The sequence below is a fragment of the Alphaproteobacteria bacterium genome (genome assembly GCA_040905865.1).
Lineage (GTDB): Bacteria > Pseudomonadota > Alphaproteobacteria > UBA8366.
On record JBBDQU010000073.1, the window covers coordinates 37889 to 62159 of the forward strand.

Consider the following 24271-nt stretch of genomic DNA (forward strand, 5'->3'; position numbering starts at 1 on the left):
AAGAAAGCATCTCCAAAAAATGCGAAAACTTCCAGTCCGCATGGCGCTGCCGGGTATGGCTCTTGCCCTCCTGGCATTCCCGGTGGCCGCTCAGGCGGATACCTACGACCTGACCGTCGACCGTGTGACCATTGATACCGGCGCCTTCCGAAGGTCCGGCATCGGTTATAACGGAGCCTCACCAGGCCCCGTGCTTCGTTTCAAGGAGGGCGAGGAGGTCACCATCAACGTGACCAACAATCTCGATGTCGACACATCGATCCACTGGCACGGGCTGATCCTGCCCTACCGGATGGATGGCGTGCCGACGATCAGCTATGACGGAATCGCCCCGGGTGAAACGTTTACGTATAAATTTCCCATCGTCCAGGCCGGCACCTACTGGTTCCACAGCCATTCCAGCATGCAGGAACCGGATGGGGCCTATGGCGCCATTATCATAGAACCCAGGGATCGTGAACCGTTCCGCTACGACCGGGACTACGTAATCCAGTTGACGGACACGCACCCGCATGCCGCGGCCCGGATCATGCGGAACCTGAAAACGATGTCGGATTACTACAATCGCCAGCAACAGACCGTCGGCGAGTTTTTCAACGACGCCGAAAAGAACGGACTGGCGGCAACCATTGCCGACCGGCAGGCCTGGGGCGATATGCGCATGATGCCCACGGATGTCGAGGACGTGCAGGGGTTCACGCCCCTGATCAACGGGAAGGGTCCGGACCAGAACTGGACCGGGCTGTTCAGGCCGGGCGAACGGGTGCGCCTGCGCTTCATCAATTCCTCAGCGATGACCTATTTCGATATCCGGATACCGGGGCTCGACATGACCGTCATCCAGGCGGACGGCAACAATGTGCGTCCGGTCAAGGTGGATGAGTTCCGCATCGCCGTCGCCGAAACCTATGATGTCATCGTGCGCCCGACGGAGGACCGGGCCTATACGGTCTTCGCGGAATCAATGGGTCGAACCGCCTATGCGCGGGGCACGCTGGCGCCGCGTGAAGGCATGACCGCAGCTGTTCCCGAAATGCGGGATCGACCGCTGCTGACCATGGCCGATATGCGCTTGGGTCATGAGGGCATGGCCGGCATGGATCATTCCAAAATGACGGGGATGGACCACTCGAAGATGACTGGTATGGATCACTCGAAGATGGCCGGTATGGATCACTCGACGATGGCGACTGGCGCCGCGAAGCCCGACCCCTTCTATGCGCCAGGCAGCGGCCTGACGCCGGCAGCAGCGGATGGCGGAAAATTCCTGTCCTATGACGACCTCAAGGCCCAGAAGCCGCTCTATCCCCTGCGCGACGCGACCCGCGAAATCGAAATCCGGATCACCGGGAATATGGAGCGGTATGTCTGGACGCTGAACGACGTAAAATACGAGGATGCAGAACCGATCCGCCTGCAATACGGCGAGCGGGTACGGTTCAAATTCGTCAACGAGACGATGATGATCCATCCGATGCACCTGCACGGCATGTGGTCGATCCTCGATACCGGCGCCGGGAAATGGAACCCGGTCAAGCATGTCGTCAGCGTTGCGCCCGGCACCACCGTCTACATGGAAACGGAAGTGGACGCCCCCGGGCAATGGGCCTTCCACTGTCATCTTGCCTATCACGCGGCGGCAGGCATGTTCCGCAAGGTCATCGTCAAAGGCGGGCCGAAAGCCGCGCGACTCGATACGGCCCGGTGAGTATCAGCAGATGAAAAATGAAATCAGGACCATCCTGCTGACGGGAATTGCCGTCGCATCGCTGTCGGCGCCATTGCAGGCCCAGGAAACCGGACTCGTATTCTATGGCATCCAGATGGAGGAACTCGAATACCGGGTGGGCGAAGGGGAAGACAGGACGGCTGTCTGGAACGGCGACGCCTATGTCGGCACCGACGAACTCAAGCTGCGCTGGCTCGGCCAAGGCGAATACAATACCGCAACAGATACGCTGGAGCGAATGGAGAACCGGTTCGTGCTTCAGAAACCGGTCTCCGACTTCTTCGACGTGAAAGCCGGTGTCCGGCTCGATACGCCGGACGGACCGGACCGCTGGTTCGGGGTTATCGGCGTCACTGGTCTCGCGAAGCAGTGGTTCGAGATCGACGCGGACCTGTTCCTCAGCGAGACGGGCGATGCTTCCGCGCGGCTCGACATCGAATACGAACTGCTGCTGACCAACCGGCTGATCCTGACGCCGTCCGCCGATACCGATATCGCCTTTTCCGAAGACCGGGAAACCGGCGTCGGGTCGGGCGTGAACAATGTCGAGGTCGGGTTACGGCTCAGTTACGACCTCGTTGACCGCACTGTCTCGCCCTATCTCGGCATCGTCTATGAGCGAAAATTCGGTGACACCGCCAAATTTGCAAAAGCCGAGGGGGAAGACGCAGCCGCCTGGTTCGCTGTTATCGGAACCAGGTTCATGTTCTGACCATGCAACCCTAACCGACCGTCCAGCCGCCATCGATCAGCAGCGCCGCGCCGGTGATCATGGCGGCGGCGTCGGAACTGAGGAACACGATGGCCCCCATCAGGTCCGCCACCTGCCCGACCCGGCCCAGCTTGATCTTCGACATGATATAGGCGTTCATTTCCGGATCCGCCAGCGACTGGCGCGCCAGCGGCGTTTCGATAAAGGTCGGGCCGATGGAATTGACGCGGATGTTATGCGGCGCGAATTCCAGCGCCATCGCCTTGGTCAGCCCCTCGATGGCGAATTTGGACGCGCAATAGACCGTGCGCTTGGGCCCGCCCACATGCCCCATCTGCGACGATATATGAATGACCGACCCCGGCTTGCCGGCGGCGATCAGCCCGTTCGTGACCGCCCGCGACACGAAATAGGCCGCCCGCACGTTCAGGTTCATGATCGCGTCGTAATCGTCTTCCGTCGTCCGGGCCATGGTCTTCGGCCGGTTGGTGCCCGCATTGTTGATCAGGATATCGAACGGCCCGGCGGCCGATATGGCCGCTTCCATCGCTGCGGTATCGGTAATGTCGAGCACCAGCGGATCGGCCCGGCCGCCCGCCGCCTTGATCGCATCCGCCGCCGCCTCGATTTCCGAGGCGGTGCGGGCAATCAGGGTGACCGCCGCGCCCGCATCGGCCAGCGCCGTCGCGGCCGCCAACCCGATCCCGCGACCGGCGCCGGTGACCAGCGCCCGCCGGCCATCGAGCCGGAAGGACGGCGTCTTCGCCAGTTCCATTCGCGGCTACTCCACCGCCGTTGCGTATTCGACATTGCGGCCGCCATAGCGCCGCACGCGGATATTGGCCTGTTCCGCATGACCGGTAAATCCTTCCAGCATGCACAGCCGCGAACAATAGGCGCCGATATCGGCGCTTGCCGCATCGGTCAGGACCCTCTGGTAGGTGCAGGTCTTCAGGAACTTGCCGACCCACAGCCCGCCGGTATAGCGCGCGGCCCGTTTGGTCGGCAGGGTATGGTTGGTGCCGATCACCTTGTCGCCATAGGACACGTTCGTGCGCGGCCCCAGGAACAGCGCCCCGAAGTTGGTCATGTTGTTGAGGAAATAATCGGGGTCGCGGGTCATGACCTGGACATGTTCGTAGGCCAGCCGGTCGGCCTCCCGCACCATTTCCTCGTACGAATCGCAGACGATGACCGCGCCATAGGCGTCCCAGGAAGCGCGGGCGATTTCAGCGGTCGGCAGTATCTCCAGTAACCGCTCTACCTCGGCCAGCGTGTCCTTCGCCAGGGCTTCCGAATTGGTCAGCAGCACCGCCGGCGACGTGGGGCCATGCTCCGCCTGTCCCAGCAGGTCGGTCGCGCACAGTTCCCCGTCCACGCTGTCATCGGCGACGATCAGGGTTTCCGTCGGTCCGGCGAACAGGTCGATCCCGACCCGGCCGTAGAGTTGCCGCTTGGCCTCGGCGACGAACATGTTGCCCGGCCCGACCAGCATATCCACCGGTTCGATTGTCTGCGTTCCCAGCGCCATCGCCGCCACCGCCTGGATACCGCCCAGCACGAGGATCTCGTCGGCGCCGCCCAGATGCATCGCCGCGACGATGGCCGGGTGCGGGCCGCCCTGGTGCGGCGGCGCGGTGGCGATGATACGCTTCACTCCCGCAACCTTCGCGGTCACCACGCTCATATGCGCGGAGGCGACCATCGGGTATTTGCCGCCGGGCACATAGCAGCCGACACTGTTGACCGGAATATGCCTGTGGCCGAGGACAATACCCGGCAGCGTCTCCACTTCGAGATCGCGCATGCTGTCGCGCTGGTGCTGCGCAAAATTGCGGACCTGCGCCTGCGCGAAGGTGATGTCCTCGATATCCCGTTTGGCGACCTTGCCCATAGCCGTCTCGATATCCTGCTCTGACAGGCGGAAGGTTTCAGGCGACCAGTTGTCGAAGCGCTGCGACAGTTCCCGAACCGCCGCGTCGCCATTCGCCGCGACATCGGCCAGAATGTTTTCGACGGTCAGCCTGACCTTTGCATCGTCGTCCGCCACATCCTCTGCCGCCCGGCCTGTTTTCAGATACCTCGCCATTTTCGCCTCCTGTGCAAATGCTGTTCAGGACATACCATGTCTGCCGGGCCTGTGTGAGCGCATTTCCGGCATAAATTCCGGGAACCAAGTTGTACCTGTCGGGGTTATTGGATAACGTGAATTAGAACGATTCGAACATCACTTTCCTTCGCTACCGGATCTCGCATATGCATGGCACAGGACAGCGGTCGGAAAACTTCCGCGCGGCGTTTCTGGAACGATACGAGATGGTCAGAAAGGCCAGCAACGACCTCGCTGCGCCGCTCTCCGCCGAAGACCAGCAGGTCCAGTCCATGGAGGACGCCAGTCCGACCAAGTGGCACCTGGCGCATGTCAGCTGGTTTTTCGAAACCTTCATTCTGGACCCGTTTGCTGAAGGCTACGCTCTGTTTGACCCGGCATTCGGTTACCTGTTCAACTCGTATTACGAGGCCGTCGGCCCCCGGCACGCGCGGCCGCACCGGGGCATGCTGACCCGGCCCGCCCTGTCCCGGGTGATGGAATACCGGGCCCATGTCGACCGGGGCATGGCGGAATTCATCCAATCCGCCCCCGACGGGAAACTGACCGAGGCCCTTGCGCGCATGGAACTGGGCCTGAACCACGAACAGCAGCATCAGGAACTGATGCTGATGGATATCAAGCACATGTTTTCGTGCAATCCACTGCGTCCCGCCTATTGCGACGCACGGCAGGAAACAGCGGCGCGGGCGGCATCGCCGGACTGGACCGATGTTCCTGGCGGAATCTACGGTATCGGCCATGATGGGGACGGCTTCGCGTTCGACAATGAAGGGCCGCGCCATGATGTCCTGCTACAGCCGTTCCGCATCGCATCCTGGCGCGTTACCAATCGCGAATACATGGAATTTATCGACGACGGCGGATACCGGCGTTCGGAATTCTGGCACATGGATGGCTGGGGCACAGTGAACCGCGAAGGCTGGCAGGCGCCGCTGTACTGGTCGCGCCGCGACACGGAATGGCGGGTCTTCACCCTGTCCGGCGAGCACGCCATCGACCCGAATGAACCCGTCTGCCATGTCAGCTTTTACGAGGCTTCGGCCTATGCGGCCTGGGCGGGGAAACGCCTGCCCCTGGAAACCGAGTGGGAAGCGGCCGCCGCCATAAGGGAACAGGCGACCGGCGACGAAAACGGCGCCCCGGTCATCGGTGCGGCCGGCGGCGTCTGGGAATGGACGGCCAGCCCCTACACCGCGTATCCCAGGTTCGAAACGCCGCCGGGGGCGATTGGCGAATATAACGGGAAATTCATGGTCAGCCAGACGGTGTTGCGCGGCGGCAGCTTTGCGTCACCGCCCGGCCATATACGGCACACCTATCGCAATTTCTTCTACCCGCACCAGCGATGGGCCTTCAGCGGGATCCGTCTCGCCGATTACGGTTGACCCGGCAAAGGATCAGCAATCGGTAACGGCTTCCGCCGACGCCGTGTCATTATCCGCGGGAGTGCCTTCGGCCTTCCTGGCATCGGCTTTTTCCCGCTTGGCTTCGTCCCGAGCGGCTTTTTTCGCGGCCTTTCCGCGTTCACGTTCCATGCGTTCAAATTTGTAGTTTGGTTTGCGCGGCATCAATTGTCCTTTCGTTCGTTCGGCGCACCGAACTGTATTGCACTTCTTGCTATTCAACGGGCCGGTAAACAGAAGCAGTTTCTTTCATCAATTCCGGTCCGGTCAAAAACAAAAACAAAAACCTCAGGCGAGGTTTTCGCCCGAGGTTCGTTCACACGAAGGTATTCGCGGCGTTACCGCCGCATGCCTTCAGTATCAGTCAAGCGCGACAAGGTTTTCGGCAGAAGACTTGCCGTTCCGGCCCGGTACGAGTTCATACTCGACCTTCTGGCCCTCTCGCAGTGTCGACATTCCTGCCTGTTCAACGGCCGAAATGTGGACGAATGCATCGTTCCCGCCGTCATTCGGCTGGATGAAGCCAAACCCCTTCTGGGGATTGAACCATTTCACTGTGCCTGCTGGCATATTCAATTCTCCTTGGTACTTAACCGTGGTTGCTATGTTCGGAACTCGGGCGGCTGTGGGTCGTTCGAATTCGGTGGAAGGTTAATCTATCGCGAAAATTGTCCCGCGTCACGCGGCCTGTTTGGTATTTCCGCGACTCGGGCGACGGCGCCTGCGTTGCGGGGCGGCTTTCGGTTTCGACGTTTCCACTTCCGCCGTATTTTCCGCGCCATAGGCGTGACCATTCACAACCGTAAGGCGGCCTCCTGTCAACTGTTCTATCGCGCGCAGATAGGGCCGCTCCTCCTGGTCGCAAAACGATACCGCAATGCCACTTGCGCCCGCGCGTGCGGTACGCCCGATCCGATGAACGTAGCTTTCAGGTTCGTTCGGCAGTTCGAAATTGACGACATGGGTCACGTCATCGATGTCGATACCGCGCGCGGCGATATCCGTGGCGACCAGAACCCGCACCTTGCCGTCGCGAAACGCCGCCAGGGCCCGCTGCCGCGCATTCTGCGACTTGTTGCCATGGATGGCTTCGGCCGTGTAACCCGCCTTGCCGATATGTTCGGCGACGCGGTTGGCGCGATGCTTGGTCCGGGTGAACACGATGACCCGCGCCAGCGCCGGATCTTCCAGAAGGTCCTCCAGCAACGCCCGCTTTTGCGACGCGGGAACGTGAAAAACGCTCTGCGTGATCAGTTCAACTGTCGTCGCCGCGGGAGTCACTTCGATCCGGGTCGGTTTGATCAGGATTTCCTGCGACAGCTTCGCCACGTCGTTCGGCATGGTGGCCGAGAACAGCAGCGACTGGCGTTTCTTCGGCATGGTCGCGATGATCTTTCTTACATCGCGCACGAAACCCATGTCGAGCATCCGGTCGGCTTCGTCGAGGACCAGGATATGAGTCTCGTCAAGTTTTACATGCCCCTGCCCCATCAGGTCGAGCAGACGACCCGGTGTGGCGATCAGAACATCCAGCCCCCGGGAAAGCGCGGTAACCTGCGGGTTCTGCCCGACGCCGCCGAAAATCACGGCATGCCGCAAATTCAGGAACTGCCCGTAGGTCTTGAACCCTTCACCGATCTGGATCGCCAGTTCGCGCGTCGGCGCCATGACCAGGACGCTGGGCTTGCGGGGCCGCGGCCTGGCTCCGGCCGCGTCAAGAAGCTGCAGGATCGGCAATGCGAAGGCCGCCGTTTTCCCGGTGCCGGTCTGGGCGATGCCGAGGATATCGCCGCCTTCGAGCAACTTGGGGATCGCCTGTTCCTGAATCGGCGTGGGCATCGTGTAGTTTTCGCGCACAAGCGCACGAAGAAGAGGCTCGGCAAGGCCGAGCGCCGCAAAACTGGAAGATGTCAATTTATTGAAGTTCCTTATTGCGCCTTCAGGCGGGCATTGCCGATGCAATCCCGTCACCCGAGGGCTTTTTTAGCCCTGGTCCCATGCGCAAATGGAAACAGAAACTGTTCGGACACATTGATCCGCAAAAAAGGCGCTACCGATGAAATCAGGCGCGCGTTGCGCTAGTGCGAGGTCCGTTGCCGAAGGAAATGGGCCATTCGCCCCGGAGTGTCAAGGCTAATTTCCCGCAAGACCCTGCGTCCCATGCCATCGACAGCGGCAAACGGGCGATTTGACGATGCTGAATTTCGCGTGCGATGCTTTGCGGCCTTTTCAAATATCCGTCCGGTACAGACGAGGAAGCCGCCATGACACTGGAAATCAGACCCCTGAGTGACGCCCTGGGCGCAGAGGTAACCGGGTTGGACCTTACCCGGCCGTTGAGCAGCGAAGACCTCGCCGCAGTAAGAGAAGCCAGTATGAACCACCACCTGTTGTGCCTGCGCAGCGCACCGCTGACGCCGCCGCAATTTGCCGCCTTTTCCAGACAGTTCGGCGAACCGCAATTGCAGCTTGTGCGCCGCCGGCGCGACGAACTGGCCCCGGAAGTGGCGATTCACGAGACCACCTATGAAAAGCCGGAAGACAAGCCCGACGATATGCACATGATCCGCCTGAGCGGCTGGCATACGGATGATTCCTTCATGGAGGAACCCTGCCGGTATACCCTGCTTCAGTCGGTCAAAATTCCGGATTCGGGCGGTCAGACGCGGTTCTGCAATATGACTAAAGCCTATGCCGACCTGACGGAAGCGGAAAAGCAGCGGCTCGAGGGCCTCAAGGCGGTTCATGATTACGACACCAGGCGCGCCCCGGCCCGGCCCACGGCCCTGACCCAGTCGGAAAAGTCGGAAACCCGCGAGGTCATCCACCCGCTGGTCATCAACCACAAGGAAACCGGAAAAAAGGCGATTTATTACAATTTCAACCGGACAGACCGGATCGTCGATATGGACCGGGCGGAAAGCGATGCGCTGCTGGATTGGATCAACGATACGATCACCCAGCCGAAATACCGCTATGAACATGACTGGCGCGTCGGCGACATCCTGTTCTGGGACAATCGCGGCGTCATTCATTCGGTCAATATGGATTTCCCCGTGGGGCAGAAGCGGATTCATCAGCGGGTGATGCTGAAGGGCGACCGCCCCGCCTGATCCCGATGCGGCGGGAACGAATTGCAGCGGGAATCCATGTATAACCGCACAGGCAGGTTTAATACCCAGAGGGAAGAACCATGAAACTCTTCGATCTTGACGGACGTGTCGCCATCGTCACGGGCGGCAATGGCGGCATCGGCCTTGGCATGTGCCGGGGACTGGCCGATGCCGGCGCGTCGGTCGTCGTTGCGGCCCGCAATGCGGAAAAAGGCGCGGCCGCAGTCGCGGAACTGCGGGAACGCGGCGGCACGGCGGAATTCGTCGCGGTCGATGTGGAAAGCGAGGAATCCTGCCACGCCATGGTCGCCTCGGCGGTCGAAAAATTCGGCCGGCTGGATATACTGGTCAACAATGCCGGCATCAGCATCCGCAAGCAGCCCGAAGACTATGACCTGGCGGAATTCAAGAAGGTCATCGACACCAACCTGAACAGCGCCTTCGCCTGCTGCCAGGCAGCCTATCCGGAAATGAAGAAGGCCGGCGGCGGCAAGATCATCAATATCGGCTCGATGATGTCGATCTTCGGCGCCGAATTCGCCGCCCCCTATGCCTCCAGCAAGGGCGGTATCGTGCAGATGACCCGGGCGCTGGCCTGCGCCTGGGCGAAGGACAATATCCAGGCAAACTCCATCCTGCCCGGCTGGATCGACACCGATATGACCAGGACCGCGCGCCAGGTCGTCAAGGGGCTGCATGAAAGCGTTCTGGCCCGGACTCCGGCCGGAACCTGGGGCCATGTCGACGATTTTGCGGGTATCGCGGTCTTCCTGAGCAGCCATGCCTCGGATTTCGTGACCGGCACGGCCATTCCCATCGACGGTGGCTATTCGATCAAAGCCTGATTTTACGGAGTACCGCCATGACGCCCGAAGACATCTGCAAACACGACCTGTGCGCCCTGACCGGCGCCCAGCGGAACTATTATTTCGCCAACGGCTTCGTCAGCATCGACAGCATCGTCGGCGATCCCTGGCTGGCGCGCCTGCAGGAACTCGCCGGCGATTTCCTGGACCAGAGCCGGTCCGTCGCGAAATCGAACGAGGCGTTCGACCTCGGCCCCAACCACACGGCCGAACACCCGCAAATGCGGCGGCTCAGGGCCACGATCGACCGGCATCCGGATTTCTGGCGCTTTGCCTGCGAATCCGTGTTCACGGATATCGCCGCCGACCTGTGTGGACCGGATGTGAAATTCCACAGCGCCAAGCTGAATTACAAATGGCCCGGCAGGGACGAGGTCGTGAAATGGCACCAGGACATCCAGGCCTGGCCGCACACCAATTATAGCCCCGTCACCCTGGGCGTGTACCTGGACGATGTGACGCCGGAAATGGGACCGCTGGCCTGTATTCCCGGCAGTCACGAAGGTCCCCTGTTCCGGCATACCCGGCCCGACGGCAGCTGGACCGGATCGGTATCCGATGCGGATATGGAAACGGTCGATACGGGCAGCGCCGTTGCGTCGGCCGGTCCGGCCGGCACCGTCGTCGCCATCAATTGCCGGACCATTCACGGTTCGCATCAGAACGTCTCGGCGAAACCGCGGCCCATGCTGCTCTATGTTTATTCGTCGGCGGATGCATTCCCCTGGATGCCGGCGCCGGCGCCGACCAACAAGACCGGCGAAATCGTCCGCGGCAAATCAGCCGACTACCCGCATATGGATCCGCGCCCCTGCCCGGTGCCGCCGAACTGGGACAAGATCGGCTATGGCTCCATCTACACGGCGCAAAAAGGCGAACACGCTCCTGGAGCACATCAGGATTGAACAGAACCACAACAGGTTCTGTTCAATCCTGTGAAGGTGCTCTGTTTTCAATAAGGTAGATCAGATTCACGTGATTGCTGGATCGCCAAAGGCGACTCCAGCAAACCACGATCTGATCTCGCGAGATGTAATCGCGGATAAAAAAAGCCGGACCGCAAACCGGTCCGGCTGGATATGTTCGCGTCGTCCGGAATCAGTCGAGCAGACGCAGATCCTCCGCCGCAACCTTGCCATTGCGGCCTTCGGTCAGTTCGTACTCGACCTTCGCACCCTCTTCGAGGCTGGAAAGGCCGGCGCGTTCCACCGCCGAAATATGAACAAAGGCGTCATTACCGCCGCCATCCGGTGCGATAAAACCATAGCCCTTCTGGTGATTAAACCACTTAACGGTGCCTCGCATAACGTTCCTCCACGCAACAGTTCTCAATCGTCGGGCGCGTGCCCGGGTAGGTTACTCCAATATTCAGGGGGAACGGTCGTACTTGATGACAACCTGGCTCTGCCCGCCACATACTGGACAAGTTCGCTACTGTCTACCGGCAGCAGCATACCGGTTGGTAGCGGAGGGCGGACTCGAACCGCCGACACCCGGATTATGATTCCGATGCTCTAACCAGCTGAGCTACTCCGCCATCTGGGCGTTCAAATACGCATTCCGCAGACTGGTGTCAACTGCGCTCAACAGTATCCATGGTAAACACAAACCGCGTAACGTGCTGACTTCATGCGCAAACACCATCCGGTCCCATGCCCCCCGAGGATTGCGGCTTCCGGTCCTCGAACCGGCGCCGCGGGTGGACTATGATGGTCGTCATGCCGGAACCGACTCCCGATCCGTCCGCCGCCCCGACCGCGGACTTCGCCCGCCGCAAAATTGAAAAGTCGCTTGGCATTGCACGCGCCGCGCATATCATTCAGGCTCAACGGCGCGCCCGCGCCCTGCCGCGCCCTTTGACTTCCTGATCAACAGTACGGAAACAATCACAGCATGACTTCCCCTATCGACACGGCCGCGCAGAAGATCACCTCCGTCGATGCAATCGTCGAGGGGCTGGACGGTGTCGGCTATATCGCCTCGCACCGGATCGCCACATCCATTTTCGTCGCCCAGAACCTAACCAAGCCGATTCTCGTCGAGGGCTCCGCCGGCGTCGGCAAGACCGAACTGGCGCTGTCCACGGCAAACTGGCTCGGCCTGCCGCTGATCCGCATGCAATGTTACGAGGGGCTCGACGAATCCAAGGCGCTGTATGAATGGAAATACGGCAAGCAGCTTCTCTACACGCAGATCCTCAAGGACAAGATGGGCGACGTCCTGACCGGCGCATCGGGGCTGGACGAGGCGATGGACAAGCTGCACGGGTTCAGCGACCTGTTCTTTTCCGAACAGTTCCTCGAACCCCGCCCGCTGCTGAAGGCCCTGCGCCAGAAGCACGGCGCGGTGCTGCTGATCGATGAAATCGACAAATCGGACGAGGAATTCGAGGCCTTCCTGCTGGAAATCCTGTCCGCCTACCAGGTTTCGATCCCGGAAATCGGCACCATCACGGCGACAGTGCCGCCGCTGGTCTTCCTGACCTCCAACAATATGCGGGAAATGGGCGATGCGCTGAAACGGCGCTGCCTGCATCTTTTCATCCCGCTGCCGGAGGAAAAACTGGAACGCCGCATTGTCGCGGCCCGCGTCCCCGGTATCGCGGACCGGCTGACCCGGCAACTCGTCGCCTTCGTGCATATGCTGCGCGAACAGGACCTGAAGAAACTGCCGTCGATTTCGGAAACCATCGACTGGGCCAGGGTGCTGGTGCTGATGAACGCGGAGGCGCTGGACACCGAACTGGTCCGCAACACGCTGAACGTGCTGCTGAAACACGAACAGGACTTCACCGCCGTCGACAAGAGCATCCCGGAACTGACCAACAAGGCGAAACGGTATTAGTATGGAGCATTAACGTGCAGCAGACGCTGACAAATTTCCTGCGCGCGCTGCGGGCGATGGAAATTCCCGTCTCGCCACTGGAGACCATCGACGCGCACCGGACCGTCGACGCCGTCGGCTTCGCCGACCGGTCGCTGCTGCGGGATTCGCTCTGCGTCACGCTCGCGAAATCGGAAGAAGAGGTCGAAAAATTCGACGAATGCTTCGACATGTTTTTCACCCGCGAGGAATTCCGCGACCGCCGCGAGGCCGATGCGGATACCGCACCGGGCAAATCCGAAACCGACCCGGCCCTGATCGCCGAAAGCCCGCTGGCGCAACTGCTGCTGGAGGGCAGCGAGAGCGACCTGGCCCAGGCCCTGGAGCGCGCGGCCGCCGCCACCGGCGTCGCCAATATCCGCTACGCCACACAGCGCAACCTGTTCAACCGCCGCATGCTGGACCAGATGGGGCTGCGCCAGATGGAGCGGATGATCGCGGCGTTGAACCGCTCGGAAACCGCGGCCGGTACGGCGGCGGCGCAACGGCTGGAAGCGGCGCGGCAATATCTTTTCGAACAGGCGCAGCAATACACCGCGCGCCAGTTCCAGCTTTATGCCCGTTTTGCCGGCGAACAGCTGCGCGCCGAATTCCTGGTCAAGACAAACCTGTCCGCGGTGGAATTGCGCGATTTCCAGCGCATGCACCGTATCGTGCGCCGCATGGCCCGCAAGCTGGCAACCCGCTACAATCGCCGCCGCAAGCACACGAGACGCGGCGTCCTGGACGTTCGCCGGACCCTGCGCCGCAACATGGCCTATGACGGCATCCCCTTCGAGACCGTCTGGAAACAGACCAGGATCGAGAAGCCGAAGATTGTCGTGATCTGTGACGTGTCGCAATCCGTCGCCGCGGCCGCGCGCTTCCTGCTGTTGTTCCTGTATTCGCTGAACGAGGTCATCTCGTCGCTGCGCGCCTTCGCGTTTTCCGGCAATCTGATCGAAATCAGCGACATCCTGGAAGACAAATCCGTCGAGGCCGCGATTCCCGAAATCCTGGAGAAAATCGGTTTCCGCCCGACCGATTACGGCAGGGCCCTGGCCGATTTCGACGAAGGCTACATGGATTCGGTGGACCGCAGCACCACGGTCATGATCCTCGGCGACGGCCGCACCAACGATACCGATCCGCGCATCGACCTGATGCGGAAACTGCATGACCGCGCCAAATCGGTGATCTGGCTGAACCCGGAACCGGAAACCTTCTGGGGTACGGGCGACAGCGAAATGCCGCGCTACCGCACCTTCTGCCATGTCGCCACGACCTGCAGCACCGTGCAGGACCTGGAACGCATCATCGACGATGTATTGAAGACGTATTTCCGGACTTAAGCCGCGATCTCGCCGGCTTGCCGCAATATCCAGCCGCCGCCGAGCACCCGGTCGCCGTCATAGAAGACGCAGGCCTGCCCCGGCGAAATACCGAATTGCGGTTCGTCGAGCCGCACGACCGTATTGCCGTCCGCACCCGTTTGCAGACGGGCCGCTACTGGCGCCATGGTGGAGCGCAGCTTGACCGAACACGCCATGTCATCCGGCGGCTGCGCGCCGTCGCCGATCCAGTTGACCGTCCCCAGCAACAGCCGGTCGACGCCCAGCGCCGTGCGGGGGCCGACGATTACGCGGCGGCGTTCCGGATCCAGCCGCACGACATACAACAGATCCTCGCCTTCCAGCCGGCCGCCGAGCCCGAGGCCCCGGCGCTGTCCGATCGTGAAATTGATGATGCCTTCATGCCGACCCAGCACATTGCCGGCCCGGTCGACGATTTCACCCGGCGCATGGGCTTCGGGCCGCAGCCGTTCGACAATGCGGGCGTAATTGCCTTCGGGCACGAAGCAGATGTCCTGGCTGTCCGGCTTGTCCGCGACCGGCAGGCCGAAGCGTTCCGCATGAACGCGGGTTTCCGGCTTTTCCATCGCGCCCAGCGGGAAGCGCAGGTAATCGAGCTGCCCCCGCGTCGTCGCAAACAGGAAATAGCTCTGGTCCCGGTCGGCATCAACGGCGCGCAGCAGCGCGGGGCCGCCCGGCCCCGCCGCGCGGCGCACGTAATGACCGGTCGCCAGCGCATCCGCGCCAAGGTCCCGCGCCGTGGCCAGCAGGTCCTGGAACTTGACCGTCTGGTTGCAGCGCACGCAGGGGATCGGCGTTTCGCCGCGCAGATAGGAATCGGCGAATTCGTCGATCACCGCTTCGCGGAAGCGGCTTTCGTAATCCAGCACGTAATGGGGAATGCCGATCCGGTCCGCGACATTGCGGGCGTCGTGGATATCCTGCCCGGCGCAGCACGCGCCCTTCCGGGCAACGGCGGCCCCATGGTCATAGAGCTGCAGGGTGACGCCGATTACCTCGTACCCGGCCTCCGCCATCAGCGCCGCGGCGACCGACGAATCGACGCCGCCGGACATCGCGACAACGACGCGGGTCTGCGAAACCGGCTTGTCGATACCCAGTGCATTCATGGCTTCAATGTCCGCGCATCCGCGCCGCGGTACTCAAACGTGGAAGGATTCGCCGCAGCCGCAATGGCCCTTGGCATTCGGGTTCTCGAAAACGAAGCCTGACTGCAACTTGTCCTCGCGGTAATCCATTTTCGAGCCGATGAGGAACATTGTCGCCGCCGGGTCGATCAGGACCTTCACGCCCTGCTCCTCGACGACTTCCTCGAACGGCAGTTCCTTGTCCGCGTATTCGACGAAGTAGCTCATGCCGGAACAGCCCTGCGCCTTGACGCCGACGCGCAACCCGACAACCGGCTTGTCCGCCTTCGACAGCAGTACCTTTACCCGCGCCACCGCGGCATCGGTGAGTGTCATCGCCTGTGGTCTATTCATTGCCTTGCTCCACTTGCCTGTCCCACCCTTAAAACATATCCAGTTCGACTTTCGCCGCTTCCGACATCAGCGACGGATTCCACGGCGGCTCCCAGACAATCTCGACGGTCACCTCGCCAACGCCTTCGACGGCGGCAACGGCTTCCGCGACCTGTACCGGCAGAATGCCGGCAACGGGACAGGCCGGCGCGGTCAGCGTCATTTCGATGGCGACCGAGCCGTCATCCGCCTGGTCGCACTTATAGATGAGCCCCAGTTCGTAAATATCAACCGGAATTTCCGGGTCATGCACGGTCTTCATGGCCGCGACAATCGCCGCCTCATCGGCCTTGTCCTCGCCCGGTTTCAGCGGTTCGCCGGCGCGCGCAATGCCGTCATCCGGCAAGGGCGCCGTCGTGGCGAACTGGCTGAACGGCGAATATTCCATATTCATGTCATGCCCCACTTATTACCCTACTCACTGCTCGTTACCTCCTTGCCCTCGATCGCGGCATTCAGCGTATGCCAGGCAAGCGTCGCGCATTTGACCCGTACCGGAAAGGCGCGCACGCCCGACAGCACGGTCAGCTTTTCCAGATCCTCCGGGTCGAGCGACGCGTCCGCCGGCGCCGCGTCATCGCCCGTGCACATATCGTGGAACCGGTCGAACAGGATATGCGCCTGTTTGACAGATTTTCCCCTGACCAGTTCGGTCATCATCGATGCCGATGCAACCGATATCGCACAGCCATTGCCAACGAAGGACACGTCTTCGATGACGTCCCCGTCGCCCAATTTCAGATAGACGACAAGCTGGTCGCCGCAGAGCGGGTTCTTGCCATGGGCATGGCCGGTCGCCCCCTCGATATCGCGAAAGTTCCGCGGACTCTTGCCGTGGTCCAGGATCACTTCCTGATAGAGTTCCCGAAGTTCGTCCATCATGCGCCAAAAAACTCCCGGGCCGATTCCAGCGCCGCGACCAGCGCGTCGGCGTCGGCATGCGTGTTGTACAGACCGAAGGATGCGCGCGTCGTCGCCGGAACGCCCAGCAAATCCATCAGCGGTTGGGCGCAGTGATGCCCGGCGCGGCAGGCCACCCCGGCCCGGTCGATAATCGTGGCGATATCGTGCGAATGGATACCCTCCACGGTAAACGAAATGATCGCCGCCTTGCGTGGTGCGGTACCATATATTTTCAGTCCCGGGATCGAGGAAAGGCGCTGCGTCGCGTAGCGCCGCAAATCCTCTTCATGGGCGGAGATCCTGTCCATGCCGATGGCGGTAACATAATCGACTGCCGCGCCAAGCCCAATGGCCTGTGCGATCATCGGCGTACCGGCCTCGAACTTGTTCGGCAGTGCCGCCCAGGTGCTGCTCGCAATCGTGACATGCTCAATCATTTCACCGCCGCCAAGGAATGGCGGCATCGCGTTCAGCCGCTCTTCCTTGCCATACAGCACGCCGACGCCGGACGGCCCGTACAGCTTGTGGCCGGTAAAGACATAGAAATCGCAATCGATGGCCTGCACATCGACCGGCATATGGACCGCCCCTTGCGATCCGTCGATCAACACCGTGGCGCCGGCATCATGCGCCAGACGGGTAATTTCCGTCACGTCGTTGATCGTACCGAGCGCGTTGGACACATGCGTGATTGCAACCATCTTCGTTTCCGGAGTCAGCATCTTCCGGAATTCGTCCATTTTCAGTTCACCGTCATCGGTGATCGGTACGGCTTTCAGCTTCAACCCTTTTTCCGCCGCCAGCATCTGCCAGGGAACGATGTTCGCATGATGCTCCATGATCGAAATCAGGATTTCATCGCCGGGTTGCAGGAAGCGCTGCCCATGTGTCCGGACAACCATGTTCACCGCCTCGGTCGCGTTGCGCGTGAAGATGATCTCGTGGTCATGCTTCGCGTTCAGGAATTTCTGCACCTTGATGCGCGCGCCTTCATAGGCGTCGGTCGCGCGCTCGGACATGTAATGCACGCCGCGATGCACATTGGCGTATTCGTGCTCATACACATGACGCACGGCGTCGATCACCTGGCGCGGTTTCTGCGCCGAGGCGCCGTTGTCCAGATAGACAAACGGCTGCCCGTGCACCGTTTCCGACAGGATCGGAAAATCCCGGCGATAGGCTTCGACATCATAGGGTACGGCGCTGTCCACAGCCGCCGCCTGTGCGGTATTGCTCATGATCTACTTCTCATCCTCTTCGCCAAGCCAGGCATCGACGGTTTTCTGAAACGCCGCGCGCGGCCCGGGTGACTGAATTTCCGCCACCGCTTCGCCGACGAAGGCCACCACCAGCATCGCCTTTGCCTTTTTCCGGTCGATACCGCGCGCCATCAGGTAAAACAGCGCCTCTTCCGCCAGATCGCCGGTCGTTGCCCCGTGGCTGCATTTGACATCGTCGGCGTAGATTTCAAGTTCCGGCTTGGTATCGATTTCCGTGCCCGGCGACAGCAGCAGCGTCTTGTTGACCTGCCGGCCATCGGTCTTCTGCGCGTCCTTGCGCACCAGGATCTTGCCCTGGAACACGCCGCGCGACCGTCCATCCAGCACGCCCTTGTAAACCTCATGCGATGTGCTGTTCGGGGAAGCATGATCGATGAAGGTCGTGTTGTCGATATGCTGCTCGCCGCGCCCCAGATAGGCACCGTTCAGCCGGCATTCCACATGCTCGCCCAGGTGCGTGCGGATCTCGTTGCGTGCAAGTTTTCCACCGACCTGCAGGACAAATCCGTCATACGTCGAACGGTCTTCCAGCCGCACATGGGTATAGGCAACGTGAAAAGCTTCCGGGCCTTCGTTCTGCAGCTTGTAATGATTCAGCACCGCCCCGGCGCCGACCGAAATTTCCGACACCGTATTGGCGAAATAGCTGCCGGCGCCGACATGGCTTTCGACGAGCGTTGCGATACTGCCGGCGCCCATATCGATCAGATGGCGGGGGGAAATCCCGACCGGGTCATCGCCCGCGTCGCCGATACAGACCAGATGCAGCGGCTTGTCCAGCGCCGCGCCATCGGCCAGACGTAAATACAGCCCGTCCGCCATGGAAGCCGTGTTCAGCGCCGCCAGCGGTCGGGATTCGATATCGGCAAGCCTGCCAAGCGACGCTTCAAGCGCCGCCGGATCCTGCGCCGCCTTCGCCGCGAGGCTGCCGGACTCAACGCCCTTTGGCAATCCGTCGAGCGCCGACAGGGACGCATCGAACCGCCCGTTGACGATGACCGCCAGATAGGCGTCTTCCAGCGGCGCAATGCCGGCGGGGATCGCGGTTACCGTTGAGCCCGGCGCAGCCGGTGCGAACGGAATGCGGGCCAGCGCGCGGAGATTGGTGTATTTCCACTGTTCGCTGCGCGGCGTCGGCAGGCCAAGCGCCCTGTAGCGGTCAAAGCCGCCACGACGCAGCGCCTCTATCCACGGCGCGCCGGACAGCAGCGCCGTATCGAAATGATCGGCAAAGGGTGTCTCGATCCGCGCCATGGTCACGCCGCCTTTTCATCGACGAAGGACGCATAGCCCTTTTCTTCCAGTTCCAGCGCCAGCGACTTGTCGCCGGACAGGATGATCCTGCCATCGGACAGGATATGCACCTGGTCGGGGACGATATAGTCCAGCAGGCGCTGGTAATGGGTGATCACCATCATGCCGCGATCCGGCGCGCGCAGCGAATTCACCCCTTCGGCGACCAGCTTCAGCGCGTCGATATCCAGCCCGGAATCGGTTTCGTCCAGGACCGCCAGTTTCGGTTCCAGCACCGCCATCTGCAGCACTTCATTACGCTTTTTCTCGCCGCCGGAAAAGCCGACATTCAACGCACGGCGCAGCATGTCGTCGCCGATTTTCAGGGCCCCCGCCTTTTCCCGCACATATTTCAGAAACTGCATGGCATCCAGCGGGGATTCGCCGCGATGCGACCGCACCGCGTTCAGCGCCGCACGCAGAAAGGTTGTGCCTGCGACGCCGGGAATTTCAACCGGATACTGGAAGGCCAGAAACAGGCCGGCGCGGGCCCGTTCATCCGCTTCCATCGCCAGCAGGTCGGCCCCGTCATAAATGACCTCGCCCGAGGTGACCTCATATCCGGCGCGGCCAGACAGCACATAGGAAAGCGTGCTTTTCCCGGAACCGTTAGGCCCCATGATCGCATGCACCGTTCCCGGTTCGACCGTCAGGCTGAGCCCCTTCAGGATCGGCTGGTCGCCGACCGTGGCATGCAGGTCGCGGATTTCGAGCAATGGCATTAGTTTCTCCTTCGCGCCTAACCGACGCTTCCTTCCAGGCTGATTCCGATCAGCTTCTGCGCTTCGACCGCGAATTCCATCGGCAGCGTCCGCATGACTTCCTTGCAGAACCCGTTGACGATCAGCGATACCGCTTCTTCCGTCGTCAGGCCGCGCTGAAGGCAATAGAACAACTGGTCCTCGCTGATTTTCGCCGTCGTCGCCTCATGTTCCACATGGGCTGTCGGATTGCCCGTTTCGATATAGGGCACCGTATGCGCGCCGCACTGGTCGCCGATCAGCAGGCTGTCGCACTGGGTGTAATTGCGCGCGCCATCCGCGCCAGCCATGATCTTGACCAGCCCGCGATAGCTCTGGTCCGCGCGGCCCGCCGCGATCCCCTTGGAAATGATGGTCGAACTGGTGTTCTTGCCGATATGGATCATCTTGGTGCCGGTATCGGCCTGCTGGCGATTCGCCGTGATCGCCACCGAATAGAACTCACCGACGGAGTTGTCGCCAATCAGCAGGCAACTCGGGTATTTCCAGGTGATGGCGGAGCCGGTTTCAACCTGCGTCCAGGCGATCTTCGAATTCCGCCCGCGGCAGGCGCCGCGCTTGGTGACGAAATTGTAGATGCCGCCGCGGCCTTCCTCGTCGCCCGGGTACCAGTTCTGCACCGTCGAATACTTGATTTCGGCATCGTCCAGCGCGACCAGTTCGACCACCGCCGCATGCAACTGGTTCTCGTCGCGTTGCGGCGCGGTGCAGCCTTCCAGATAGCTGACATAGGAACCTTCATCCGCAATGATCAGCGTGCGTTCGAACTGCCCCGTATTTTCCGCGTTGATCCGGAAATACGTCGACAGCTCCATCGGGCAGCGTACGCCCTTCGGGATATAGACGAAGGAGCCATCGGTGAAGACGGCGCTGTTCAGCGTCGCATGCTTGTTATCGGCATAGGGGACAACGGAACCGAGATATTTCCGAACCAGTTCCGGATATTTCTGCACCGCTTCGGAGAAGGATCCGAAGATGACGCCGATTTCCTCCAGTTTCTTCTTGTAGGTCGTCGCCACGGAGACGCTGTCGAACACCGCGTCCACCGCGACACCGGCCAGCATTTCCTGTTCGCGCAGGGGAATACCCAGCTTTTCATAAGTTTCCAGCAGCTTGGGATCGACCTCGTCCAGGCTCTTGGGCCTGTCCTTGTCCGATTTCGGCGCGGAGTAGTAATAGGACTCCTGATAATCGATCGGCGGAAAGGACACCTTGGCCCATTTCGGCTCCGGCATCGTCAGCCAGTGGCGATAGGCCTTGAGCCGCCATTCCAGCAGCCATTCCGGCTCATTCTTCTGCGCTGAAATGTACCGGACCGTATCCTCGCTCAACCCCTTGGGGGCGCGCTCCATCTCGATATCGGTGACGAAGCCGTGCTTGTACCCGTCATCGGATACGGCGCGGACCTGTTCCAGTGTATCGGTATTCGCAACCATATTTAAACCTGCTCCGGTGCCTGAATGCGCGTTTCCGCCGGCGATTCGACGAAATTGTAACCGCCATGAACGAGATCGGATAGCGATACGGCTTCAAGCGCATGGCGGATCGCGCCGTTGACTTTTTCCCAGCCGCCGCGAATGGGGCAGAGGCTGGCGACATTGCACTGTTCATCCGAGCCTTCGACGCAGGCGGTCAACGCGACCGGCCCTTCCAGCGCCTCCAGAATGACGGCAACCGAAATCGCTTCGGGCTGCCGCGACAGCGTGTAACCGCCATGCACGCCGCGATGCGATGTCACAAGGTCGCTATGCGCCAGCGACTTCAGTATCTTGGATACGGTGGGCGCGGGCAGGCCCGTGGCCTCCGCCAGTCCGGGCGCAGTCACCAGTTCGTCCCGATGGTGGGCCATCTGGGACAATATGACGACTCCATAGTCGATCATTCGGCTGAGTTTCAGCACGTCAGTTCCAATCCGTACTCAAATGGTGCGGATTAGAAAGTGTTTCATTCGACCCGTTATTTCAAGTGTAAACTGGATATAATAGCACATCAGGTTTAATGGAAACCGCAACAGGTTCCCTTTAAACCTGTTAAAGTGCTATCTTTTCAATAAGATAAATCAAATTCACATGGTTGTTGGATCGCCAATGGCGATTCCAGCCAACCATGATCCGATCTAATTGGAGCATCCGGGAAAATTCCCGTTTCAGCGGTGTCAGGCCGCCGCATTCAGCCCCATCTGCCAAAATCCGATCTCCAGGCGCGTCGCTTCCTCGAAGGTCTGCGCCAGGCGGTCGAACCGGCCGGGCCCGCCGCGGCGTACCATCAGATCGTCGAGATGCGCCGCATGCGCCCAGGCGACTTCCTGATAATCCGCGGCGGCATAGGTATCGATCCATTCCTGATAGGGATTTCCCGAAGAGGCGGGACCGCCGCCGCTTTTCAGCCACGCGCCCACTTCCGCATAGCCGACGATGCAGGGCGCCAGCGCCACCGCGAGGTCGAGCGCGTCGCCCGCCAGGCCCCGCTCCAGCACATAACGGGTATAGGCCATGTTCGCCGGGTCTTCCGGCATAGCGGCCATCGTCGCTTCATCGACGCCCCAGCCCGCGCAGTAACCCACATGCAGCGCCATTTCGTTGACCGATATGTGGTGCAGCGCCCCCGCCGCCCGGCGCAGATCGGTCAGATTGTCAGCCTTGAAGGCCGCCAGCCCGTAGGCCCGGGAAAAATGGATCAGGAACAGATAATCCTGCTGCAGGTAATACCGGAAGGCCGGTTGCGGCAGGTCGCCCGCGCCCAGCCCGCGCACGAACGCATGCTGGATATACGCCTCCCATTGCGGGCGGCAGGATGCCTTCAGGCGGTCGAACAGTTCGTGGTTTGCCATGGTTATGCCAGCAGGACGTTTCGGGTGGCCGACGGCAGGCGGACGACAAGACCGTCCAGATCCTCTGTGATCGTCACCTGGCAACCGAGCCGCGACGTGCGGGTCAGGCCGAAGGCCAGATCGAGCATGTCTTCCTCGTCGATGCCAGGTTCCGGCAGGCGGTCATACCAGGCCGGATCGACAATGACGTGGCAGGTCGAACAGGCCATTGCGCCTTCGCAGGCGCCTTCGATATCGACATTATTGGCGTGCGCGATATCCAGTATGGACTTGCCCACCGGCGCGTTGACTTCCCGGGCAACGCCCTTGGGATCGATGAATGTCATTTTCGGCATGCGTTACGCCGCCTCCGGGTCTTGGCGGGCCGTACGGCCGCGCAGGGAACGCAGGATATCGATCAGCCTGTCGCTGTCCGCATCGCTGTTGCCCGGGCCGAAGCTGATGCGGATCGCGCATTGCGCCATATCCGCCGCCACGCCCATCGCCTGCAGCACATGGCTTGTGGTGACCTTGCCGGACGAGCAGGCCGATCCCGCGCTCACCGCAATCCCGGCGAGATCCAGCGCCATGATCTGGGTTTCCGCCCGCATCCCGGGGATGGCGACGCAACTGGTATTGTCCAGCCGCGGCGCGCCGGCGCCGAACACGACCGCATCGGGAAACGCCCGGAGCAGCCGGGCTTCCATGCGGTCGCGCATTTTCGCCATCGCGGCATTCCCGTCGGCCTGTTCGCGCGCCAGCCTGGCGGCGACCCCGAACCCGACGATTCCGGCCATGTTCTCCGTTCCCGCGCGCCGGCCCCGCTCCTGGCCGCCGCCCCGGATCACGGGGCTTAGCGGCACGTCCCGGCCCAGCACCAGCGCGCCGATACCCTGCGGTCCGCCGATCTTGTGCGCCGACACGGTCGCCATTGCCATCGGGTAGCGGTCCAGCGGCAGCCGCCCCGCCGCCTGCACCATGTCGCTGTGCAGAATGCCGCCGGCCTGTTCGACGATCCCGGCAATGTCGTCCAGCGGCTGGACAGCACCGGTTTCGTTATTCGCCAGCATGACGGAGACCAGCGCCGGTTCCCCATCCGCCGCCATCATCCCGGCCAGCCGGTCGATATCGACAATGCCCGCCGCCGTCACCGGCGCGATTTCGGCGCCGTCCGCCGCCTGCAGCACGGACAAATGCTCAATCGCGGAGACAATGATGCGCTTGCGGCCGGCGCCGCGAAGGGCAAGATTGTTCGCCTCCGTTCCCCCCCCCGTGAACACGACATTCTGCGGGGGCGCGCCCAGCAACGCCGCGACCTCCGCCCGCGCCGTCTCCACCAGCTGCCGCTGGCGGCGGCCGAAACGGTGCACGGAAGACGCGTTGCCGGTCTGGCGCAGCGCCGCCATCATGGCATCCGCCACGGCTTCCCGGACCGGCGCTGTGGCGTTATGGTCAAGGTAGATTTCGTTATTCATGCATAGCCGGATGCCCGGCGCCTTTCGTGTTTAGCCGCACCATGCGACCCATGTTTTCA

The 24271-nt window shown here is 61.5% G+C and carries 26 protein-coding genes and 1 tRNA gene; 8 read left to right on the forward strand and 19 right to left on the reverse strand.

Annotated features, from left to right (window positions below):
• Window positions 1–55 precede the first annotated feature (55 nt).
• Window positions 56–1708 carry a copper resistance system multicopper oxidase gene (locus WD767_16410; protein ID MEX2617674.1) on the forward strand — a complete coding sequence of 551 codons (1653 nt, stop codon included), beginning with the start codon at window positions 56–58 and terminating at the stop codon, window positions 1706–1708.
• A 10-nt stretch (window positions 1709–1718) separates the two neighbouring features.
• Complete coding sequence (locus WD767_16415) at window positions 1719–2441, forward strand: copper resistance protein B (protein MEX2617675.1); 723 nt, start codon at window positions 1719–1721, stop codon at window positions 2439–2441.
• A 10-nt stretch (window positions 2442–2451) separates the two neighbouring features.
• On the opposite strand, the gene WD767_16420 is transcribed toward WD767_16415, so the two are convergent.
• Together WD767_16420 and hisD are read right to left on the reverse strand one after the other, a co-directional pair.
• Entirely contained in the window at window positions 2452–3216 is a 765-nt protein-coding gene (locus WD767_16420; GenBank protein MEX2617676.1) for an SDR family oxidoreductase, read from the reverse strand.
• 6 nt (window positions 3217–3222) lie between these two features.
• On the reverse strand, window positions 3223–4530 hold the full coding sequence (gene hisD, locus WD767_16425) for a histidinol dehydrogenase (GenBank protein ID MEX2617677.1): 1308 nt from the start codon (window positions 4528–4530) through the stop codon (window positions 3223–3225).
• Between the two features lie 167 nt (window positions 4531–4697).
• Here hisD and egtB point away from each other — a divergent pair, with 167 nt between their 5' ends.
• A complete protein-coding gene (gene egtB, locus WD767_16430; protein ID MEX2617678.1) occupies window positions 4698–5939 on the forward strand; it encodes an ergothioneine biosynthesis protein EgtB in 1242 nt (413 codons plus the stop codon).
• Between the two features lie 12 nt (window positions 5940–5951).
• Here the strand turns inward: egtB and WD767_16435 are convergent, their stop codons facing one another.
• The 3 genes from WD767_16435 to WD767_16445 form a co-directional block, all read right to left on the reverse strand.
• Window positions 5952–6125 carry a hypothetical protein gene (locus WD767_16435; GenBank protein ID MEX2617679.1) on the reverse strand — a complete coding sequence of 58 codons (174 nt, stop codon included), beginning with the start codon at window positions 6123–6125 and terminating at the stop codon, window positions 5952–5954.
• Between the two features lie 192 nt (window positions 6126–6317).
• Window positions 6318–6527 carry a cold-shock protein gene (locus tag WD767_16440; GenBank protein MEX2617680.1) on the reverse strand — a complete coding sequence of 70 codons (210 nt, stop codon included), beginning with the start codon at window positions 6525–6527 and terminating at the stop codon, window positions 6318–6320.
• 108 nt (window positions 6528–6635) lie between these two features.
• A complete protein-coding gene (locus tag WD767_16445) occupies window positions 6636–7871 on the reverse strand; it encodes a DEAD/DEAH box helicase (GenBank protein MEX2617681.1) in 1236 nt (411 codons plus the stop codon).
• A 350-nt stretch (window positions 7872–8221) separates the two neighbouring features.
• Here WD767_16445 and WD767_16450 point away from each other — a divergent pair, with 350 nt between their 5' ends.
• The 3 genes from WD767_16450 to WD767_16460 all read left to right on the forward strand — a co-directional run bounded on the left by WD767_16450 (window position 8222) and on the right by WD767_16460 (window position 10841).
• Entirely contained in the window at window positions 8222–9070 is an 849-nt protein-coding gene (locus WD767_16450) for a TauD/TfdA family dioxygenase (protein ID MEX2617682.1), read from the forward strand.
• A gap of 80 nt (window positions 9071–9150) precedes the next feature.
• Window positions 9151–9915, forward strand: coding sequence for a glucose 1-dehydrogenase (locus tag WD767_16455; protein MEX2617683.1), 765 nt, complete (start codon window positions 9151–9153; stop codon window positions 9913–9915).
• 17 nt (window positions 9916–9932) lie between these two features.
• Window positions 9933–10841 carry a phytanoyl-CoA dioxygenase family protein gene (locus tag WD767_16460; protein ID MEX2617684.1) on the forward strand — a complete coding sequence of 303 codons (909 nt, stop codon included), beginning with the start codon at window positions 9933–9935 and terminating at the stop codon, window positions 10839–10841.
• Between the two features lie 193 nt (window positions 10842–11034).
• Here WD767_16460 and WD767_16465 read toward each other — a convergent pair whose 3' ends face one another.
• Window positions 11035–11241 carry a cold-shock protein gene (locus tag WD767_16465; GenBank protein MEX2617685.1) on the reverse strand — a complete coding sequence of 69 codons (207 nt, stop codon included), beginning with the start codon at window positions 11239–11241 and terminating at the stop codon, window positions 11035–11037.
• A gap of 155 nt (window positions 11242–11396) precedes the next feature.
• Window positions 11397–11473: transfer RNA gene (locus WD767_16470), tRNA-Met, on the reverse strand.
• 356 nt (window positions 11474–11829) lie between these two features.
• On the opposite strand from WD767_16470, the gene WD767_16475 reads away from it, so the two are divergent.
• Both WD767_16475 and WD767_16480 read left to right on the forward strand, forming a co-directional pair.
• Window positions 11830–12780 (forward strand): MoxR family ATPase, encoded by a 951-nt coding sequence (locus WD767_16475; protein MEX2617686.1) that lies wholly within the window; start codon window positions 11830–11832, stop codon window positions 12778–12780.
• Window positions 12781–12794: 14 nt separating this feature from the next.
• Window positions 12795–14150: a VWA domain-containing protein gene (locus WD767_16480; GenBank protein ID MEX2617687.1), complete on the forward strand. Its 1356-nt coding sequence runs from the start codon at window positions 12795–12797 to the stop codon at window positions 14148–14150.
• Here the strand turns inward: WD767_16480 and mnmA are convergent.
• The 12 genes from mnmA to WD767_16540 form a co-directional block, all read right to left on the reverse strand.
• Window positions 14147–15280: a tRNA 2-thiouridine(34) synthase MnmA gene (gene mnmA, locus WD767_16485; protein ID MEX2617688.1), complete on the reverse strand. Its 1134-nt coding sequence runs from the start codon at window positions 15278–15280 to the stop codon at window positions 14147–14149. The genes WD767_16480 and mnmA overlap by 4 nt on opposite strands.
• A 33-nt stretch (window positions 15281–15313) precedes the next feature.
• Window positions 15314–15652, reverse strand: coding sequence for an iron-sulfur cluster assembly accessory protein (locus WD767_16490; GenBank protein ID MEX2617689.1), 339 nt, complete (start codon window positions 15650–15652; stop codon window positions 15314–15316).
• Between the two features lie 28 nt (window positions 15653–15680).
• Window positions 15681–16085 carry an iron-sulfur cluster assembly protein gene (locus tag WD767_16495; GenBank protein MEX2617690.1) on the reverse strand — a complete coding sequence of 135 codons (405 nt, stop codon included), beginning with the start codon at window positions 16083–16085 and terminating at the stop codon, window positions 15681–15683.
• A gap of 20 nt (window positions 16086–16105) precedes the next feature.
• Entirely contained in the window at window positions 16106–16573 is a 468-nt protein-coding gene (locus WD767_16500; protein ID MEX2617691.1) for an SUF system NifU family Fe-S cluster assembly protein, read from the reverse strand.
• Window positions 16570–17832: a cysteine desulfurase gene (locus WD767_16505; GenBank protein MEX2617692.1), complete on the reverse strand. Its 1263-nt coding sequence runs from the start codon at window positions 17830–17832 to the stop codon at window positions 16570–16572. Before WD767_16505 ends, WD767_16500 begins: the two co-directional genes overlap by 4 nt.
• A gap of 3 nt (window positions 17833–17835) precedes the next feature.
• Entirely contained in the window at window positions 17836–19128 is a 1293-nt protein-coding gene (sufD, locus tag WD767_16510) for a Fe-S cluster assembly protein SufD (protein MEX2617693.1), read from the reverse strand.
• 2 nt (window positions 19129–19130) lie between these two features.
• Window positions 19131–19889, reverse strand: a complete 759-nt coding sequence (gene sufC / locus WD767_16515; protein ID MEX2617694.1) for a Fe-S cluster assembly ATPase SufC — start codon at window positions 19887–19889, stop codon at window positions 19131–19133.
• A 17-nt stretch (window positions 19890–19906) separates the two neighbouring features.
• Window positions 19907–21364, reverse strand: a complete 1458-nt coding sequence (gene sufB, locus WD767_16520; GenBank protein MEX2617695.1) for a Fe-S cluster assembly protein SufB — start codon at window positions 21362–21364, stop codon at window positions 19907–19909.
• A gap of 2 nt (window positions 21365–21366) precedes the next feature.
• On the reverse strand, window positions 21367–21828 hold the full coding sequence (locus WD767_16525; protein ID MEX2617696.1) for an SUF system Fe-S cluster assembly regulator: 462 nt from the start codon (window positions 21826–21828) through the stop codon (window positions 21367–21369).
• A 255-nt stretch (window positions 21829–22083) separates the two neighbouring features.
• Complete coding sequence (tenA, locus tag WD767_16530) at window positions 22084–22758, reverse strand: thiaminase II (protein MEX2617697.1); 675 nt, start codon at window positions 22756–22758, stop codon at window positions 22084–22086.
• A 2-nt stretch (window positions 22759–22760) separates the two neighbouring features.
• Complete coding sequence (locus tag WD767_16535) at window positions 22761–23093, reverse strand: ferredoxin family 2Fe-2S iron-sulfur cluster binding protein (GenBank protein ID MEX2617698.1); 333 nt, start codon at window positions 23091–23093, stop codon at window positions 22761–22763.
• Between the two features lie 3 nt (window positions 23094–23096).
• Window positions 23097–24212: a cysteine desulfurase family protein gene (locus WD767_16540; GenBank protein MEX2617699.1), complete on the reverse strand. Its 1116-nt coding sequence runs from the start codon at window positions 24210–24212 to the stop codon at window positions 23097–23099.
• Window positions 24213–24271: the final 59 nt, after the last annotated feature.